This window comes from Nocardia sp. CS682 (genome assembly GCF_004634405.1).
GTDB lineage: Bacteria > Actinomycetota > Actinomycetes > Mycobacteriales > Mycobacteriaceae > Nocardia > Nocardia ninae.
Genome location: NZ_CP029710.1, coordinates 7,543,841 through 7,560,409 on the forward strand (window position 1 = coordinate 7,543,841; position 16,569 = coordinate 7,560,409).

Annotated in this window: 16 protein-coding genes; 12 read left to right on the forward strand and 4 right to left on the reverse strand. The window is 67.5% G+C overall.

Going from position 1 to position 16,569, the window contains the following annotated elements:
- Window positions 1–67: 67 nt before the first annotated feature.
- From DMB37_RS34170 to DMB37_RS34220, 11 genes are all read left to right on the forward strand, one after another.
- The gene (locus DMB37_RS34170; RefSeq protein ID WP_135236202.1) at window positions 68–448 is read left to right on the forward strand and encodes a nuclear transport factor 2 family protein; all 381 of its coding nucleotides are present in this window, start codon (window positions 68–70) and stop codon (window positions 446–448) included.
- A gap of 167 nt (window positions 449–615) precedes the next feature.
- A complete protein-coding gene (locus DMB37_RS34175; RefSeq protein ID WP_135236203.1) occupies window positions 616–990 on the forward strand; it encodes a DUF4186 domain-containing protein in 375 nt (124 codons plus the stop codon).
- A gap of 114 nt (window positions 991–1,104) precedes the next feature.
- A complete protein-coding gene (locus tag DMB37_RS34180) occupies window positions 1,105–1,854 on the forward strand; it encodes a hypothetical protein (RefSeq protein WP_135236204.1) in 750 nt (249 codons plus the stop codon).
- Between the two features lie 13 nt (window positions 1,855–1,867).
- On the forward strand, window positions 1,868–2,623 hold the full coding sequence (locus DMB37_RS34185; protein WP_135236205.1) for a hypothetical protein: 756 nt from the start codon (window positions 1,868–1,870) through the stop codon (window positions 2,621–2,623).
- Between the two features lie 150 nt (window positions 2,624–2,773).
- Complete coding sequence (locus DMB37_RS34190; protein WP_240771781.1) at window positions 2,774–3,754, forward strand: helix-turn-helix domain-containing protein; 981 nt, start codon at window positions 2,774–2,776, stop codon at window positions 3,752–3,754.
- 77 nt (window positions 3,755–3,831) lie between these two features.
- Window positions 3,832–5,292, forward strand: coding sequence for a carotenoid oxygenase family protein (locus tag DMB37_RS34195; protein ID WP_135236207.1), 1,461 nt, complete (start codon window positions 3,832–3,834; stop codon window positions 5,290–5,292).
- Window positions 5,289–6,278, forward strand: coding sequence for an LLM class F420-dependent oxidoreductase (locus DMB37_RS34200; RefSeq protein ID WP_206055068.1), 990 nt, complete (start codon window positions 5,289–5,291; stop codon window positions 6,276–6,278). Before DMB37_RS34195 ends, DMB37_RS34200 begins: the two co-directional genes overlap by 4 nt.
- The gene (locus DMB37_RS34205; RefSeq protein WP_135236208.1) at window positions 6,271–7,455 is read left to right on the forward strand and encodes an acetyl-CoA C-acyltransferase; all 1,185 of its coding nucleotides are present in this window, start codon (window positions 6,271–6,273) and stop codon (window positions 7,453–7,455) included. The genes DMB37_RS34200 and DMB37_RS34205 overlap by 8 nt, the downstream gene beginning before the upstream one ends.
- 11 nt (window positions 7,456–7,466) lie before the next feature.
- Complete coding sequence (locus DMB37_RS34210) at window positions 7,467–9,404, forward strand: class I adenylate-forming enzyme family protein (protein WP_240771782.1); 1,938 nt, start codon at window positions 7,467–7,469, stop codon at window positions 9,402–9,404.
- A 48-nt stretch (window positions 9,405–9,452) separates the two neighbouring features.
- The gene (locus DMB37_RS34215; protein ID WP_135236209.1) at window positions 9,453–10,691 is read left to right on the forward strand and encodes an acetyl-CoA acetyltransferase; all 1,239 of its coding nucleotides are present in this window, start codon (window positions 9,453–9,455) and stop codon (window positions 10,689–10,691) included.
- A gap of 285 nt (window positions 10,692–10,976) precedes the next feature.
- Window positions 10,977–12,659 (forward strand): hypothetical protein, encoded by a 1,683-nt coding sequence (locus DMB37_RS34220; protein ID WP_135236210.1) that lies wholly within the window; start codon window positions 10,977–10,979, stop codon window positions 12,657–12,659.
- A gap of 21 nt (window positions 12,660–12,680) precedes the next feature.
- Here the strand turns inward: DMB37_RS34220 and DMB37_RS34225 are convergent, their stop codons facing one another.
- A complete protein-coding gene (locus DMB37_RS34225) occupies window positions 12,681–13,613 on the reverse strand; it encodes a MerR family transcriptional regulator (RefSeq protein ID WP_206055069.1) in 933 nt (310 codons plus the stop codon).
- A gap of 50 nt (window positions 13,614–13,663) precedes the next feature.
- Here DMB37_RS34225 and DMB37_RS34230 point away from each other — a divergent pair, with 50 nt between their 5' ends.
- Window positions 13,664–14,317 (forward strand): maleylpyruvate isomerase family mycothiol-dependent enzyme, encoded by a 654-nt coding sequence (locus DMB37_RS34230; protein WP_135236211.1) that lies wholly within the window; start codon window positions 13,664–13,666, stop codon window positions 14,315–14,317.
- A gap of 67 nt (window positions 14,318–14,384) precedes the next feature.
- Here the strand turns inward: DMB37_RS34230 and DMB37_RS34235 are convergent, their stop codons facing one another.
- From DMB37_RS34235 to DMB37_RS34245, 3 genes are all read right to left on the reverse strand, one after another.
- The gene (locus DMB37_RS34235; protein WP_206055402.1) at window positions 14,385–14,678 is read right to left on the reverse strand and encodes a MerR family transcriptional regulator; all 294 of its coding nucleotides are present in this window, start codon (window positions 14,676–14,678) and stop codon (window positions 14,385–14,387) included.
- A gap of 545 nt (window positions 14,679–15,223) precedes the next feature.
- On the reverse strand, window positions 15,224–15,697 hold the full coding sequence (locus DMB37_RS34240) for a GAF domain-containing protein (RefSeq protein ID WP_135236213.1): 474 nt from the start codon (window positions 15,695–15,697) through the stop codon (window positions 15,224–15,226).
- 138 nt (window positions 15,698–15,835) lie between these two features.
- Window positions 15,836–16,543 carry a GntR family transcriptional regulator gene (locus DMB37_RS34245; protein ID WP_135236214.1) on the reverse strand — a complete coding sequence of 236 codons (708 nt, stop codon included), beginning with the start codon at window positions 16,541–16,543 and terminating at the stop codon, window positions 15,836–15,838.
- Between the last annotated feature and the right edge of the window lie 26 nt (window positions 16,544–16,569).

Sequence of the window (16,569 nt, forward strand, 5' to 3'; positions counted from 1 at the left end):
GAGTGGTTGAAAATCTCTACTAGGTGGTTTAGTTTCTAAACCAGGTACCGAGGCAAGGGAGATCACCATGACTGTCGTCAGCGACAAGGCACCCGCCATACTCAGGGAGTACTACCGGATCCTCACGGGCGGGATCGAGAACTACGGGGACGGCGCGGATCTGGCGCCGCTGCTCGCCGCCGACCTGCACTTCGAGGGTCCGATCGCTGGGCCGGTGACCGGCGCGGCGCGGTTTTTGCAGGGAGTGCGGGGATTCATCGCGAATGTCCAGAAGATCGACCTGATCCAGGAGGTGCACGGTCCCGACGGCACCGCTGTCCTCTACGACGCCCACCTGCCTGAGGGCGTCACCCGGCTCGCCGAGTTCTTCACCTTCGCCGAAGAGAAAATCCAGCGCCTGTGCATCCTGTACGACCCCGCCGACTACCTCGCCAAGGGCGGCGCCTGATCGGCGGCGCGGGCAAGCTGGTGGATCGGCAATGCCCGGTCTCGACCAGCCGCGCGTTCGAGTGAGCCGATACTTGCTGCTCAGGCTGGTGTCGGTGGCCGCTGATAGCGTCGGTTTCGGGGCGATCAGAGCGACGCCCGCCACGGCCCTCGAACCGAACTCGGACTATGACGGACGAACTCGATGACAGGCTGGACCGGATCGGCCAGCACCATTTCCGCGCGAAGTTCCGGCTACGCGGACGGGACCGCGCGGTCGTCGACCTGCGTGGGATCGAGACCGTTCGTAAGCACGCGGGGGATCTGATCGCCCGCAGACTGGCCCCGGCCGAGCCGCCCAACGACGGTCGGCAGACGCCCTATCGCGGACATCCCGTCTTCGTCGCCCAGCACGCCACCGCGACGTGCTGCCGCACCTGTCTCGCGCGCTGGCACGGCATTCCGGCCGGGCACGCGCTCGACGACGCCGAGCGGGCTTACGTCGTGGAAGCCATCTGCCGGTGGATCGCGAAGCAGTACGCCCGGAATCAACCACCTCCGTAACGGACAACAGCCGTCCGGAATTCGCGGTCCGCTCAGCGAAACAATGCCGCGAAGACGGCGGCGCTGTTCTGCCACACTCATCAGCCGAGGGTTGTGCTGGCAGGGGAGGTAGCCGTGGGCATATACACCATCACGTTGGAGAAATTTCATATCGACACCACCCGGTCTCGGAACGACGATACCGATACGGTTACTTTCGGTCTCAAAGCCGGACGTCGCTCTTATCCCACGCAATCGCATTTCGCCGGTGACGTCGACGACGGTGACCACGGCGTCAATCTGACTTTCACTCCCGTCGTCGCCGCCGATGTCGCGACACCGATCGTATTCAGCTACACGATCTACAACGGCGACGCCGGCAAACTCGAGCGCGGGCTGGCCGCTGCCAACGAGCTGCTCACCGAGAAAGCGAAGGAACACATCGAGCAGGCTGTGTCGCCGGGGGAGAAGGAGATCAGCTATCCGGATGGCGGCGGGATGAACCTGGACGGCCGAGCCATCGAATGGAACGACGGAAGCTGGTTGCGTCTTATTCCGATCGCTAAGCTCGGGTCATTCCTGTTTCCCGACTGCGACGGCTTCGTCACCATGGGCAGCATCGGTAAGACGAAAGCCGCCTGGGACAAGGCCATCGATACAGCCGGTGGAACCACCTATCGGCAGACGATCCGCTACCCGGGTGACGACTCACCCGCAGGCTGCGGCAGCAACTCTGATTACACGGTGACCTGGTCGATCACCCGCCACCGTGCGGCCGACCGCAGTCTGCGCCGTTTTCTGCGCGACCACAACCTCACTCTCACACCAGGACTCCGCTCGCTGACGCCCGGCGAACGGGTCGGTGTCCGGCAACTGATGACTTAGCAAGGAGACTCCGATGGCAGTCAGAGAGCAGTCCGCAGATCCGGCGACCGCCGCCGTACTCGGCGAGCATACGGGGGCAGGCGATGCCGTCTTCGGCGCAGGCGGCCAACGCGGACGTGGTGTCGTCGGTACCAGCACCGAACACACTGCGGTGGAAGGGAACACCGAGACCGGGATCGCTGTGTTCGGCGCAGGCGGCCGAGGGGGACGTGGTGTCGTCGGTGTCGCGACCAACGCCACCGCGGTCGAAGGCTACAGCGAGCACGGCCCAGGCATCTGGGGCCAGGGCACCCCGGCGGGCCACTTCGTCGGCGACGTCACTGTCACCGGAACGGTCACCGCCACCGACCTGATCCTGGCCGGCGGCGACTGTGCCGAGGATTTCGATACGCCGGTCGCCGGCCTCGCGCCCGGCAGTGTGCTGGTCATCGATTCCGGTGGGGGACTGCGACAATGCGAGCGGCCCTACGACCGGCGGGTAGCCGGCGTCGTCTCCGGAGCGGGTACCTTGCGGCCGGGTATCGTGCTCGATCGCGTCGGCGGCGCAGGCGAACGAGTGACGGTTGCCCTCAACGGCAAGGCATTCTGCATGGTCGACGCGGACCACGGGGCCGTCGAAGTGGGCGATCTCCTGACCACCTCGCCGACACCGGGATACGCCATGAAGGCGACCGACCCGGCCTTGGCATTCGGCGCGGTCTTGGGCAAAGCGCTACAGGGACATGCCGATGGTCGTGGTTTGATACCGATCCTCGTCTCGCTGCAGTAAGCGGCCGCGGGGAAGGCGAAGGGGTGTTCTCAGCGATCAATTCGATGTCGGCGTGCTCGAGCTGATCGACGCGTTGCGCGTATCAGGGATACCCTGCGGGCCGAACACGCAGTGTCAGAAGTGCCATCGACTACAGTTAATGAAGTGCAAATGTCGACCCGAAATGCGAAGGTGTACGCGCGAATGGCGGATGGGCCGATCGACGCCGGGCAACCCGTTCCGCATCCGGTTGCGGCGACTTTCGACCTGCTCGGCGACCGCCTGACGCTGACCATCCTGCGGCACGCCTTCGTCAATCACACCCGCCGGTTCAATCAGTGGATCGAGCGCACCGGCGCACCGCCCGCTGTGCTCACCGCGCGGCTCGCGGCCCTTGTCGACGCAGGCGTTTTCGTTCGCACGCCGCAGGCCGGGACGCCGGACAGATTCGACTATCTGCTGACCGAACTGGGCCGCGCGACTTGGGAAATCCTCGTCTCCATCTGGGGCTGGCAGCGCGAGTGGACCGCCGAGGGCGCGCTGCACCCCGACTTGGTACACGACGCGTGCGGTCATCGGGGACCGCCGGTGCTGATGTGCCGAACCTGCGGCCACACGGTGACGCCGCGCGACACCGATGTCGAGCTGGGCGACGACGCGTTGGGGCACTTCACCTCCAGTGGCAGGCGCCGCGCCCGCGCCCCGGTTTCCGCGCGGAGCGATATGCAATTCGACGAGGTCATGGCCGCGATCGGCGATCGATGGAGCGCCACCGTGACCGGTCTGGCGCTGGCGGGCATGCGCCGATTCGGCGACTTCCGTATGGCCATGAACATGTCTCCGACCACGTTGACCGAGCGGCTCACTCGCCTGTGTGAAGCCGAGATCCTGTACCGATCCGGCGAAGGCGCGGGCCGCGAATATCGGCTGACCCCGCGCGGGCGCGCACTGTTCCCGATCTTCGCTTTCCTGCTCGCCTGGTCGGCGCGGGTGCATCCCGAAGCGCCCGAACCGGGCTTGCGTATCCGGCACCGCGCGTGCGGCTCGGACTTGGTGCCCGCGCTGCGCTGCCGCGGCTGCGACGCCCGGCTCGAACGCACCGACGTCCGGTTCGAACCGGTCTCGCAGACCATCCTCGACCGCCTGGCCTGATCCGCTCACCAGGCACTCTTGACACCCTTCTTTGAGACGCGTATCACTTCATTAACTGTAGTGGAGGGTAGGGCATTGTGACGCTCAAGGAAGAACTCATCGCGCCGGCCGCGCAAGCACTGACCAATCCGTATCTGGAAGGCATGTACGCGCCGTCCGCCGCCGAGATCACCGCGACCGACCTCGCCGTCCTGCACGGCGAACTCCCCGCCGACCTCGACGGCGTCTACGTGCGCAACGGCCCCAACCCGCAGTTCGCACCCATCGGTCGCTACCACTGGTTCGACGGCGACGGCATGTTGCACGCGGTGCACTTCGAGAACGGCAAGGCCACCTACCGCAACCGCTACATCCGCACCGCCGAGTTCGAGGCCGAGCGTGCGGCGGGAACGGCGTTGTGGCGCGGGGTGATCGAGCCGTGGGACGACAACCCACCGGGTGACCGCAGGGAACGCAACTCCGCCAACACCGACGTCGTCTTCCATCACGGCAACCTGCTCTCGCTGTGGTACCGCGCGGGCAAACCCTATGCGCTGGACCCGATCAGCCTGGAGACCCGCGGCGTCGACACCTTCGGCGGCACGCTGCCCGGCGAGGTCTCCGCGCACGCGAAGGTCGACGAGCGCACCGAGGAATTCATCTTCTTCGACTACGGCATCCACGCGCCATACCTGCGCTACGGCGTCGCCGACCCGTCCGGCACGGTCACCCACTACACCGGGCTCGAGCTGCCGGGACCGCGGCTGCCGCACGACATGGCGATCACCGAGAACTACTCGATCCTGATGGATCTGCCGCTCTACAACGACCCGAGGGCCGCCGCGGCGGGCCGGTTCAAGTTGTTCTTCGACCGCACGCTGCCCAGCCGTTTCGCGGTGCTGCCCCGCCGCGGCGACGGCACCCAGGTGCGCTGGTTCGAGGCCGCGCCCGGCTACATCTATCACACGGTCAACGCCTGGGAGGACGGCGACGAGATCGTCATGGTGGTCTGCCGGGTCTCGAAGCCGAGCCCGGTTTCCGACCGCGCGAACCCGCTCGCTCAGCTGCTCGCCTACCTGCGGCCCGAGGCGAAACTGCACAAGTACCGCTTCAACCTGCGCACCGGCACCACCCTCGAGGAGGTGATGGACGATGTCAACACCGAGTTCCCGGCCATCGACCAGGGCAGCACCGGGCAACGCGGCCGCTGGTCGTATCAGATGCGGCTGTCGGTGGACAGCACCATGCTCTTCGACGCGGTGATCAAATACGACCTGCGCACCGGCGCCAAGCAGACCCAGCCGTTCGGCGACGGCATCTTCGGCAGCGAGCTCGCCGTGGTGCCCCGGCCGGATGCGCGCGACGAGGACGACGCCTGGTTGACCATGTTCGCCTTCAACAGCCACACCCAACTGTCGGAGGTATGGATCTACGACGCTGCCGACCTCGCCGCAGGTCCACTGTGCCGCCTGGGCCTGCCGACCCGCGTGCCCCTCGGTTTCCACGCCACCTGGGTCAGTGGTGACCGGATGCGCGCCGCGGCGCAAACAGCCGAGTGAGCGCCGACCGGCACCGGCTCAGCGTGAGCCTGCCGTACTGGCAGGACCGCGATCCGCTGGACGCCCTCGCCGTCGCCGAAGCAGCCGAGAAGTTCGGTTACCACCGGCTGTGGATCGGGGAGATGGCGACCTTCGATGCTTTCGCGCTGGCCACCGCTATCGGGATGGCACCCGGCCGAATCCCACTGTGTCTCGGCCCGTTTGCCGTCGATGTCCGCAGTCCCGCCACCATCGCCATGGGCGTGGCGAGCGTGGCCGCGCTCACCGGCCGGTCTGTCGATGTCGCTATCGGAAGCTCGAGCACCGTGGTCGTGAGCGGTTGGCATGGCCGTCAAAGAACCCGTACCGCAGTACATCTGGAGGACTCGGCGCGCATCCTGCGTGGGTTGCTCACGGGCGCGAAGGTCGATTTCGAGGGGGCGGTGGAGCGCATCAAGGGCTACCGGCTCCGGCTCGCGCCGCCGCACTCCTCGATCGCCGTGGCCGCCTTCGGTGCTCGTGCGCTGGCTGCCGCTGCCCGTACCGCCGATCGTGTGGTGTTGAATCTGGTTACGCCGGAACAGGTGTCGCGGTGTGCCGAACTGGTGCGAGCGGCCGCCGTCGACACGGGCCTACCGAGCCCCGCGATCTCGGTGTGGGTCACCGCCGCCGCGGACCCGACCGCCGACATGCGCGCCACCGTGCGCCGCGGTGTCGTGGGCTATCTGCGGGCGCCCGGCTACGACGCTATGTTCGAGGAGGCGGGCTTCGGCGAGGTGGTGCGTCTGGCGCAGAGTGGTGCACACCCGCGTGATGTCCTGGCCGCCGTGCCCGACGAATTGCCTGCTGCCGTAGGTATGTTCGGCGACACTGCCGCATTGGCCGACCGCCTCGACGCGTATCGCCGTGCGGGTGCCGACGAGATCGTCGTCGTGCCTACCACTTCGGCCGAGGATCCCGCCGGTCACCACACCCTCGAAACCCTCGCGAGGATCGACAATGCCTGACGCCTACATCTACGACGCCGTCCGGCTGCCTAGGGGACGAGTTCGTAAAGCAGGGGGCACGCTCGCCGAGATTCCGCCGTACGAGCTGTTCGGACAACTACTCAGCGCCCTCGAAAGCCGTTCGCTCAGCGTGGATTCCGTCGACGACATCCTGGTCGGCATCGGCACGACGGTAGGGGAGCAGGGCGGAAATCTGGCGCGCGCTGCTGCGCTGTGGGCCGGCTGGCCCGACCGGGTGCCCGGCGGCGTCGTGTCGCGGCTGTGCTGTTCCGGACTCGACGCCATCGAGAGCGCCGCGGCCAGGGTCGGCGCAGGCTATGCGGGCGTCATCGTCGCGGGCGGGGTGGAGTCGATGTCCCGGGTACCGATGCTGTCGGATCGTCCGGCCATTGCTACCGACACCGACCTCGGTGAACGCACCGGCTTCGTGACCATAGGAGTGTCCGCCGACCTCACCGCCGCCTCCTACGGCATCACCCGCGCCGAACTCGACGCCTACGCGGTGCGCTCACACCAGAAGGCAGCCGCCGCAACGACTTCCGAGTCCATCGTGGCCGTACACAAGGGCGGTACCGTGCTGCTCGCCGCGGACGAGGGCGCTCGGCCGGACGCCAATAGTGCCGCTTTCGCCGCACTACCGGCCCTGTTCGGAGATGACCCGGCCTGGGAGCGGGTAGCCCGCCGCCTGCCCGATTCTCCGCGCCCGGCAGCCGGCCTGCACACGATCGCGACCGCGCCACAGCTCGCCGACGGTGCGTCCGCGGTGGTCGTGGGAAGCGTCCGCGCGGCACGGCTGCTCGGGCGGCGGCCGATCGCGAGGATCGTCGGCGCCGCGCAGACCGCCGTGCGCTCACCACTGCTGACCGCCCCGGCCGCCGCAGCACGGGCAGCGCTCGCGCGCGCCGGTCTCACCGCCGCCGACCTGGACGTGGTGGAGGCCAACGAATCCTTCGCCGTCACACCGATTCTGCTCACCAGAGAGCTCGATCTCGACGAGGACCTGGTCAACCCGACCGGTGGCGCACTCGCGGTCGGCCACCCCCTCGGCGCGACCGGCGGCAACCTGATCGTCCAAGCCCTCGACGCACTGACGCGCACGGGTGGCGAACACGCGCTGATCACCATCCCCGCAGCCCTCGGTCTGGGCTCCGCGGTGGTGCTGCGGCGTCTCGAATGAAGGAACACCCCATGGCTGAATCACCCATCACTGCAGCAGATGTCGCCGTCGTTGACTCCACCACCGCTGCCGCCGGCCCCATGGCTGCCGCGGACCCCAACGCTGCCACCGTTGCCGCCGACCCGACGGCTGATACCGAGTCCACTGCTGTGGCCCCCGACTCCGCCGCTGCGACCAATTCCATTGACCCCGCAAGCTCCGATGCCTCCGCGAACTTCACGGTCGCAGGTGGTTCCGCTGTCGCAAGGGTGAATGTCCGTACCTGCCACCCAGAAGACCGGGTGCGCGAGTATCTCGATCGAGGGTGGTGGCAGCCCGACACCCTGCCGGAGCTTTTCCAGCGCCGGGTCGACGCGGCACCGGACGCGCCCGCCGTCACCGATCCCGCCAACCTCGCCGCGTTGACCGGTGCGGAACCACGAACGCTGTGCTGGCGCGAACTCGACGAGCACATCCTCGATCTCGCAGCGGTGCTGCACCGCAACGGCATTCGACAGGGCGACACCGTCGCGGTCCTGTTGCCGAATTCGATCGCATTGACGGCCACCTATTTCGCGCTGTGGCGTCTCGGCGCGGTCGCGACACCCATGCCCGCTTCCTATCGCCGTCATGAGCTGTCCGGCATTGTTTCCGCCGCCGACGCGACGGCGATCATCACGGCGGGTCGACTGTCGGGGCGCGAACTTGCCTGCGAGGCACTGGAAGTGCTGGGTGACGAGGGCACCGTCTTCGCCTTCGGACCTGGCGTGCCGGATGGTGCGATCCTGCTGGGCGAACCCGCCGACACCGCGGATCGGGAGCGGCTACGGTGCTACGCCAGCGGACTGGCGGTTTCGGTGAACGACCGCGTAACCATCTGCTGGACCAGCGGAACCGAAGCCGCACCCAAGGGAATTCCCCGCTGCCACGGTGACTGGCTCGCCATGGCTTGGGGCGTGCAAGACGGCCTGCATCTGACCTCGGACTCGGTGCTGCTCAACCCCTTCCCCATGGTCAACATGGCGGGCTTCGCCGCATCCTTCCTGCCATGGCTGCTCACCGGCGGACACCTGGTGCAACATCACCCGCTGGACCTACCGGTCTTCCTCGGCCAGATCGCGCGGCACCGGGTGACGCACACCAGCATGCCGCCCGCACTGTTGACGATGCTGCTGCACAACGAAACTCTGCGCGCCTCGGCCGACCTGTCGTCACTGCGGCGAGTCGGGTCCGGTGGCGCCCCGCTGCCGCCCAGCGTGGTGCGCGGCTGGCAGGACGAGCTGGGTATCGAGGTGCTCAACTTCTTCGGTTCCAACGAAGGCGTATGCCTGCTCGGCGCACCCGTCGACTTCCCCGATCCGGAGATCCGCGCGCAGTACCTGCCGCGCTACGGCGCACCCGGCGTGCAGTGGGCCTCCCGGCTCGCCGACCGGACGGCGGTGAAACTCGTCGACGTCGGTACCGGCGCGACGGTCACGCAAGTCGGTGGGACCGGCGAACTCCGGCTCGCGGGCCCCGCCGTCTTCGGCGGCTACCTGCCAGGCACCGCCTCGGCCGAACCGTTCGACAACGACGGATTCCTCTGCAGCGGAGATGTATTCGAGCTGTGCGGTGAGGACGGCCGATACCTGCGTTTCGTAGACCGGATCAAAGAGATCATCATCCGCGGCGGCATGAACATCGCCCCGGCCGAGCTCGAGGGCCTCCTTGCCGACGCGCCCGGCGTAGCCGACGTCGCCGTGGTCGGCTACCCGGACCCGGTACTCGGCGAAAAGTGTTGCGCGTTCGTGGTTCCCGCGCCCGACGCGACCGTGACGCTGGACGTCCTGACCGAGCATCTACGCGCCCGCGAGGTGGCCTCCTTCAAATTGCCCGAGCGACTGGAGATCGTCGAGACCTTGCCCCGCAACCCGGTCGGCAAGCTGCTGCGCCGCGAATTGCGGACGACGTTGACCGGCGATCAGTCCTGATCGGAAATCGGCAAGCACACCGTTCTGCCAACAGATACAGGAGTTCCGATGTCCACCAGCACCATTCACCTGCTAGGCGGTAGCCAAACCGATTTCGCCGTCAACTGGCACCGCGACGGCAAGGGCTTCGACGCACTCATGGGAACCGTGGTCGGCCAGGCTCTCGCGACAACGGACATCACACCGTCCGAGATCGGCGTGATCCACGTCGGTAACGCGTTCGGGCAGTTGTTCACCGGCCAGGGTCAGCTCGGCGGTATGCCCGCCACGGTCATCCCCGAACTGTGGGGCGTACCTGCGGGCAGGCACGAAGCAGCCTGCGCCTCCGGCAGCATGGCGCTGCTGGCCGCGATGACCGACCTCGAATCCGGCCGCTACGACTGCGCCCTGGTGATCGGCGCCGAGCTGGAGAAGACCGTGCCGGGCGACGTGGCGGCGGGCTATCTCGGTGCCGCCGCCTGGGTCGGTCACGAGGCACAGGACACGAAGTTCGTGTGGCCCACCATGTTCGCCGAGCTGGCCGACGAGTACGACCGCCGCTACGGCCTCGACGACACCCACCTGCGCGCGATCAGCGAACTCAATATCGCCAACGCACGCACCAACCCGCTGGCACAGACCAGGAATTGGACATTCACCCCGGATAGCTTCGGCACCGACGACACCGCGAACCCGCCGGTGGCCGGTCGACTACGCCGCCAGGACTGCAGTCAGATGACCGACGGTGCGGCCGCCGTGGTTCTGGTCTCGGATCGATTCCTGGCGCGGCGCAGCGACTTACGGCCCGAGGGTCGCGCGGTGATCAGCGGTTGGGGCCATCGCACCGCGGGCCTGCCACTGGCGCAAAAGATACGAGCAAGCGCCGAGGACCCATACGTCTTTCCCCATGTGCGCCGGACAATGCTCGACGCACTCGGCCGTGCCGGCCTGCCCGATATCGACGCGGTGGACGGGGTGGAGGTGCACGACTGCTTCGCCATGTCCGAGTACATGGCGATAGACCACCTCGGCATCACCGGCCCTGGGGAGAGCTGGAAAGCCGTGGCAGGCGGCGATATAACGCGTGACGGCCGGATACCGGTCAATCCTGGTGGCGGATTGATCGGCGGTGGCCATCCCGTGGGAGCGACCGGTGTACGAATGGTGCTCGATGCCTATAAACAGGTCACCGGGCAGGCAGGAGCCTATCAAGTGCCGGATGCCTGTCGGTTCGCCACCCTCAACATCGGTGGGAGCGCCACGACCGCAGCGAGTTTCATCGTGGAGAGCCGGACGAACCGGTCATAGTGAAGTCGGGCCTTTCCTGATCGCGTCGTATTCGCCGACGGTGCAAAGACACTCGGCGCGCAGTGACCGCCGCCGCACGGCTGCCACCTGGTCGACCGCCGGCAACACAGCGGTTGCGAATCGTCGTGCCTGTTCTATGATCATCCGGAAAACACCGCGGCGGCACGCCGCATTCACCCGGCAAATCGACGGTTTTCGCTGGCAACGGTGCGTCGCGGGCGAATGCGATGTAGCCTTCCCACGCGTGATCACTTGTCTGCCATCGAATCTCCTCCTGGAGCCGAAATGACCATCCAGCATCCCATTGAGGACGAGGTCACACAGCTGGCGAGGCGGGTCGAGAAGGCCCGCGGCCGGCTGGCATACCAATTCGATCCCGCGTTGACCGAAGCGCTCTCCGAGGACGAGCTGCTGGCCGAACGCGAGCTCGCCGAGAAGATTCGCGGGCAAGACCGTGGTCAGCGCTGGAAAGAGGCTCAAGCCGCCGCGTCGGCGGCCGACCGCGCCAGGCAGACCACCGAAGCGATCGAGAAGGCCGACATGCGAGATCTACTGGTGGCCCGCAAGGCAATTGCGGCGCAGCGCCGTGAGTCGAGCCCGCATGCCAAACTCGCCTCGCTGTACCGGCATCGGGCCTGGTCGTTGCGTGCGCTGGCCGGTGTCGTCGGCGCGGGCATGCTGTGGTCCGCGGTGAACGTCCAGCACAACATCGCGCCCGGCGGTCCCGGTGACCCGCTGTACTGGTTCAGCTACCTGCTGGAGGCGATGATCAGCGTCTGCCTGATCATCATCATGATCGGCACCAACAAGGTGGCCGAGTGGGGTGTCGTCGACAACCGTAAGCAGGTCGTCGCCGCCGAGGTCGCACTGCTGTCGCTGACCGTCACCCTGAACACCTACCCGTATCTGCGGGCGGAGCACTGGTACGACGCCGCCGTGCACGCCGTCGCGCCGGTGATGATCGGTGTCGCGCTGCTCATCCACGACGCCGCGAGCGCCCGCTACGGGCTCGCCATCCACCGCGCCACCGACCAGGTCCGGGATCTGCCCGACCCGGCCGAGCAGATCCGCCGCACGCTGCCCGCGATCGCCAGCTACCGGCTGCGCCGCTCGGCGGCGGAGGTGATGGCGTCCAACTCGATCGCCGAACTGACCGTCGAGGCCGAACCGGACCCGCTCGCGGAACTGGACGCCGGGCCAACCGGCGACGCCGTCGTGGACCCCGAGATCGAAACCGTCGTGGTCACCGACGAGGACGATGCCGCCACGCCCGAGCCCGCCGCTCCGGTCCGCTCGGCGTTCCGTTCCGCCACTCCGCCGCCCTCGGCAAAGGTGGTGGCCGCCGCGACGCTCGGCAGCGACCTCGCCGACACCAAGGACATCCGTCCGGCGGCGAAGTCGGAAAACGGCTCCGCGCCCAGCACTCCCGACCGCAAGCCCACGGTGCCGGCACCGGCACCCGAAGAGCCTGCCGCGAAGAGCAAGCCCGCCACCCCCGTGAACGGCGAGAAGCGCGACACCGACAGCAAGCCCGCCACGCCGGTGAACGGCACCGGCACGGCGACCAAGCCCGCCGTCGCGGCCCCCAGCCAGAAGTCGGCCACCCCGACCAAGGCCACCGCGCAGCAGGCCGCTCCGTCGAAGACGATCGCCACGCCGGCGAAGCCGAGCAAGCCCGCCGCCACCCCCGACAAACTCACCGTGAAGTCGGCCGAACGCCCGTCCGCGACCGCGCCGACCGCCGCCGTCAAGCGGCCGACCGCCCCGGCCGACGAAAAGCCCACCACCCCAGCGGATGCCAAGCCCGGCGAAGACGCGCCCGCCATCCCCACCCCGGAAATCCACGACACCGGCCAATTCCGTATCGCCGAGATCCTCGAACAGGAACTCGCCGAACTCCAGGCCGCCCGGCGCCGCGCCCGCACCAGCCGCAAGACGTCCACCCCCGCGGCGGGCCGCGACCGCTAGGCCGAGGAAACCTTTGCGGCGCTAGATCGTCTGCCGCAGCGCGTCCGACAGCCAGTAGTGGATGGCTCCTGCCGTCGCCTCCGTGCCGGTGATCTCGGCCGTGAGGTGCCAGTAGTGGTGCAGCAGAGGATCCGTGTCCGCTGTGCCGGTGAGGAGTGCGCGCCGGAACCGGGGCGTGTCCCGTTGGCGGCGGGCTGCCGCGTGGGCGTGCACGTACTGGTCGAGCTCCGCTCCCGGACGGGGCCTTTCGCCGGTGGCGACCAGCGGGGCCACGATCTCGCAGACGTCGGCGACGGCCGTCACCAATTGCCTGCGGTCACCGATGCTCCCGCGCTCCGATCGCCAGATCTGCTGCGTCATCGCCGTTTTGACGCGCGGATCGGTGGTGAGCGCGGTGAGCTCGGCGTAGGCGACCAACCGATTCGGCGCGGGATCGCTCGGGAGCGTCGGCAGATTCATGTCGATGAACGAATCGAACTGCTCGCGGGGCAGCGGACCGAGAATGGGCCGCCAGAATGCGACGGCGCTATCGATGATCGAGCTCCGGTCCTGCACCGCAGCAAGCAGTTCCAGCCGACGTGTGTGTTCGCCGGGCGGCGCGCATTCGAGAGCGAACAGGGTCGCTCTGCGCCACCGGAGCGCGTCGAGCTCGGCATCGAGGGTGGCGCGTTCGGCCGCCGCGACCGCACCGAGCGATTCAGCGCCGTTGAGCACGCCGACAATCGCAGGCAGTGGCAGACCCAGCGCCCGTAATCGGCGCACCAGCAGCAGCCGGTCCACCGCGGCGGGGGAGTCGAATATCCGATGCCCGCCGCCGGTCCGGCGATACTCCAGAATCCCGCTGTCGCAATAGAACCGGATGGTTCGCACGGGCACGCCGGTGCGGCGCGCCAACTCGCCGATGCTCATCGCGGCGCGGTAGGTGTCCTCGGTCACATCGACTTGAACCTCCACTCGGGTGGAGTTCCTACCGTAATGGAACTTCGAGTGAGAGGGATCGACCGATGAACCACCCCGAATCCATGACGACCGAGCAGATCTGGCACGCCGTCGCCGCCGAACGCGCGCGCGTGGCCGACCTGCTCGCCGACCGCGCCGAATCCGACTGGGATCACGCATCTCTCTGCGCGGGATGGCGAGTCCGCGATGTCGTCGCGCATCTGGTGCTGTCGACGCGCGCGAATCTCGGCTGGATAGTGGTCAATCTGATCCGTGCCCGTGGCAACGTGCATCGGGGCTTACGGGACAGCGCCATTCGCTACGCCGACCGCGTCGGCACCCGCCAGCTGCTCGCGGACCTCCGCGCCACCGCGCCGTCCCGATTCGTCCCGATCGGCACAGTCCCCGCCGACCGCCTGCTGGACGTGCTCGTGCATGCCCAAGATATCGCCATCCCGCTCGGCATCATCCACGACATGCCGTCCGTACCAGCCCGATCGGCGCTGCATCGGGTATGGGAAACGGCCGACCGGTTCGGCATCGAAGAGCGCCTGTCGCGCTATCGCCTCGTCGCGACCGACATCGAGTGGTCAACGGGCACGGGTGAACTCGTGCAGGGAACCGCAGGCGCGCTGCTCCTGCTCGCGACAGGCCGTTCCGCGGCAGCCGCACTGCTGACTGGTCCGGGTGTCGCCGCATTGACCGCGAACGAGGCGTGAACCGGTGGTCGCGTCGACCACCGCCCCTGTCCGCGTATCAGCTCTTCGAACCTGTTGAGCGCAACGGCTACTGCGCGATATCGCGTCCGGAGCCGGCCGCGTGCTGTCCGTGATTCCGGCGCAGTTCCGAGTTGATGCGCTGTGCTTCGGCGAGCTGGTCTTCGAGAATGATGATGCGGCAGGCCGCGTCGAGCGCGGTGCCCTGGTCGACCAATTCGCGGACCCTGGCGGCGATGCGCAGTTGGTAGCGGGAGTAGCGGCGGTGGCCGCCGTCGGAGCGTTGGGGGGTCAGGAGTTCGGCGGCGTCGAGGGCGCGCAGGAAGGCCTGGGTTACGCCGAGGGCGTCCGCGGCACTGCCCATGCTGTAGGCGGGATAGTCGTCGTCGTCCAGTTTGGCGCCGGGGTTGTCGGTTGCCGGGTCGGCGTGGGTCTGTTCCATGAATACCTATCTGCGAAAAAAGAATTGGGCCCCGGCGCGTGGAGCGCCGGGGCCCAGAGGGGGTTTATTCACCATGCCGGCCATCGTGACCGGCTTCGTCTTTCCACATCCCGTGCTGCAGGGTGGGGTGTGGGGATCGCATCGTTAGGACTGTCGACCACCTCCAATCCATGGAACCGCGATGCCCGCTTGCGCTGCGATACGCGCTATGCCGTCCGAACGCTGAGAGCGCGTCGGAACCGGGCACCGCTCCCTACCTTTCGTGGTGTACGTCCCTCCCCTCCGGTGGCGTTGTCGTCAGCCACCCGGAGGGGAGGGTATTCAGTCACTTCATCTCATTCCGGGAAGTTCATCCTCTACCCGGCCACTGCGGCTTTCTTCTCTGCTGACGGGATGAACCATATAACAGCGGCGTCGGAATGTCTACAGTGGCGACTGTAGATTTTCTGTGCGTGTCCCGCCGCAGCTCAGAGCGCCGCGGGGCGCGTGGCAAGGGCCTGCTCGGCCGCCGCGCGCAGTTCTTCGAGCCGAGCTCGCTCCTCGGAGGTGTAGTCGCGGGCCTGGTCGTCGAGCACGCACACGGTGCCGTACACGCTGCCGTCCGGGTTGTGCACGGCCAACCCGAGGTAGTTGACCAAGCCGAACTCCACTTCGTCCTCGTTCCCCGCGAAATCCGGGTCGGCGCGCGAATCACGCACGAACAGTGCAGTGTCGTTGTCGACCACCCGCTCGCAGTACAGCTCGTGCGCCGCCGGGAAGGCCGAGCCCTTCTTGCCTTCGGCGCCGACCGGGTAATGCACCTCCGCCGCACCGGCCGTCGCCTCCACCGCCATATGTGTCGGCGTCGACCGCATCACGAGCACCGACCGCACTCCCAACTCGGTTGCGGTCTGCGCGAGCAGTGACTCGATCGGCCGGAATTGCGCACTGCTGTCGGGCATGAGGACCTCTCCTGGCACGAGACACACGGACAAGTGGTCCCACTGTCCTCGGCCGACGGCCCGGTGACCAGGATTGCGCTCACGGTGCCGGAAACCGGCGCGGCGGACTCGTCGGGATCCGCCTCGGATCTTTAGAGCTCAGGCGACAATCTGGGTGTACGCCGCGCGAATGTGTGACTCGGCGTCGCTGAGGTAATCGGCCAGCATCCGCTCGGCCTCGGCGGTTCGACCGTCGACCATCGCCTCGTAGATCTCGTGATTGCGGGCCAGGTACGGCTCGTGGAAGGTCAGCGGATCGGCCATCACATGGAAGACCAGACGCAGCTCGTTCCACACGCTCGACATCATCTCGTCCAGCCGCCTGCTGCGGTTGAGCGCGGCGATCGCCTTGTGGAAGTCGATGTCGGCCGTGCCGACGCCGGTCCAATCCTGTTTCGCGGCACAGGCATCCGCGTGGGCGAGTGCGGCGGCGAGGTCGGTCGGTGGCGGGCCCGCGGGATCGAAACCGTGCACCGCGGCACCCTCGATCACCCGGCGGCACTGGTAGAGCTCCGCGACATCCGCCGGAGTCGGGATGCGTACGAACGCACCACGATTGAGCTCGTGGGTGACCAGCCGTTCCTCGATCAGCGAGCGGAACGCTTCACGCAGCGTGTTGCGCGAAACGCCCAGTGCCGCACAGATATCCGGTTCGGACAGCCGCGTGCCCGGCCGCAGCGACCCGTCCAGGATGCTGGCCCGCACGATGTCGGCGGTCTGCGAACTGCGACTGGAGCGGGCGAGCAGACCCTTGTGTTCGGACAGTGCCGTGTAGACGGGATCGGGCCGATCTACCGGTGTCGTCATCCAAACCTCCGCGGACCAGTGGCTTT